The following is a 1149-nucleotide window of genomic DNA, read 5'->3' as shown; positions in this document are numbered from 1 at the left end:
AGGACAGTGATGAGCTGCACGCCATGGTTCGGGAAATGAGGAGTCCCTATAATGAGCAGCGGCCGACCTTTCTCCGAGAGCGGATCGGCCCCCCAGACGATGTCGCCGCGTTCCAGATCCTCGAACGCAGTCACTATACCTCTTCCATCTGGTCGGTCCGGAGATCCTCGAGACGCTCTTCGCCGTATTGTTCGGCTGCACTCTCGTGGTGTCGGTGAAGCCGGTACGCTGACTGAAGTCGTTCCTTGTTGTCCGTGATCGCCCAGTACGGGCGCTTGTGCCGGACGAGCCCGCGTTCCTTCAGTCGAGAGAGAATCGCACTAACAGCGTCCGTGTCCAAGCCCAGTCGCTCGGCGATCGTTGCGGCCTTCCACGCACGGTCGTCGTGCTCGTCGAGGAACAGCACGATTCGCTCGGTGTCGTTCCGCTCATCGAATTCGTCGGCGTCAGCGTTTTCGAACTCGTCGATATCGATAGTACCGCTCGACATGGACTAATGTTGGAGATGTTGGAACATAGGTGTTTGGTATGTTTGTTACTTGGATGAGAGGGACATTTCCGTGCCCAGAAATGCCGGAGGGGATCACTCCGACGGCGTCGCGACGAGATGCTCCTCAAGATCTCGCGTCCAGTACGTCGTGAGCCCGCCCGGACTGCAGCGGGCGCACAGTTGCAACGGGCCTTCCAGATGCCCGAGCTCGATTCGGAACCGCGTCAGCGCGGCGAGCGTGTCGACGACCAGCCCACAGCCGTCACAGGCGACGTGATCGCGCTCGTCAGGATTCGGCTCCGTCTGAATCGCGCAGTCGACACAGATCGGGTGGGTAACCCGATCGTCCTGTCCCCAGGTATGAGCCTCGCCGGTCTCAGTACCGGGCGGAGCGTCGCAGAAGGAACAACCAGTGAGAGTCTGCTGCATCACTTGCCCTCCCCGTCGGCGTCGCGGCCTGCCGTCCAGCCACGGTGGAAGATGGCCAGTTGTGTCGTCGAGTCGAACGTGGTGCCGCTCGGCTCGTGAACCAGAACGTGATCCTCGGGAACCGGAGTGACGATGTCCGCGTCGATGAGGTCGTCAACTAGGCTCCGGGCCGTCGTGTCGTCGACATCCGTAGTCGCGACGCTCGCGGTGTCGCGGCCTTGGGCGAGCTG

General features: G+C 61.6%; 3 protein-coding genes and 1 pseudogene. All 4 read right to left on the bottom strand.

Annotated features, from left to right (window positions below; translation table 11 throughout):
* A pseudogene (locus C5B91_RS23050) lies at positions 1–134 on the bottom strand (PemK-like protein); the annotation flags it as partial.
* On the bottom strand, positions 134–490 hold the full coding sequence (locus tag C5B91_RS21075; protein WP_004967618.1) for a helix-turn-helix domain-containing protein: 357 nt from the start codon (positions 488–490) through the stop codon (positions 134–136). The pseudogene C5B91_RS23050 and the gene C5B91_RS21075, both read right to left, overlap by 1 nt.
* A gap of 93 nt (positions 491–583) precedes the next feature.
* Entirely contained in the window at positions 584–919 is a 336-nt protein-coding gene (locus C5B91_RS21070) for a hypothetical protein (RefSeq protein ID WP_049917667.1), read from the bottom strand.
* Positions 919–1149: hypothetical protein (locus tag C5B91_RS21065; protein WP_119713016.1), on the bottom strand; the 231-nt coding region annotated here is incomplete at its 5' end. The genes C5B91_RS21070 and C5B91_RS21065, both read right to left, overlap by 1 nt.

Source organism: Haloferax sp. Atlit-10N (assembly GCF_003586325.1).
Lineage (GTDB): Archaea > Halobacteriota > Halobacteria > Halobacteriales > Haloferacaceae > Haloferax > Haloferax prahovense.
This window is presented reverse-complemented; position numbering and strand designations above follow the sequence as displayed.

What these genes read in the sequence shown, in the direction of transcription:
- C5B91_RS21075 (WP_004967618.1), bottom strand. Translation starts at nt 490, where the DNA reads ATGTCGAGCGGTACTATCGATATCGACGAGTTCGAAAACGCTGACGCC.
- C5B91_RS21070 (WP_049917667.1), bottom strand. Translation starts at nt 919, where the DNA reads ATGCAGCAGACTCTCACTGGTTGTTCCTTCTGCGACGCTCCGCCCGGT.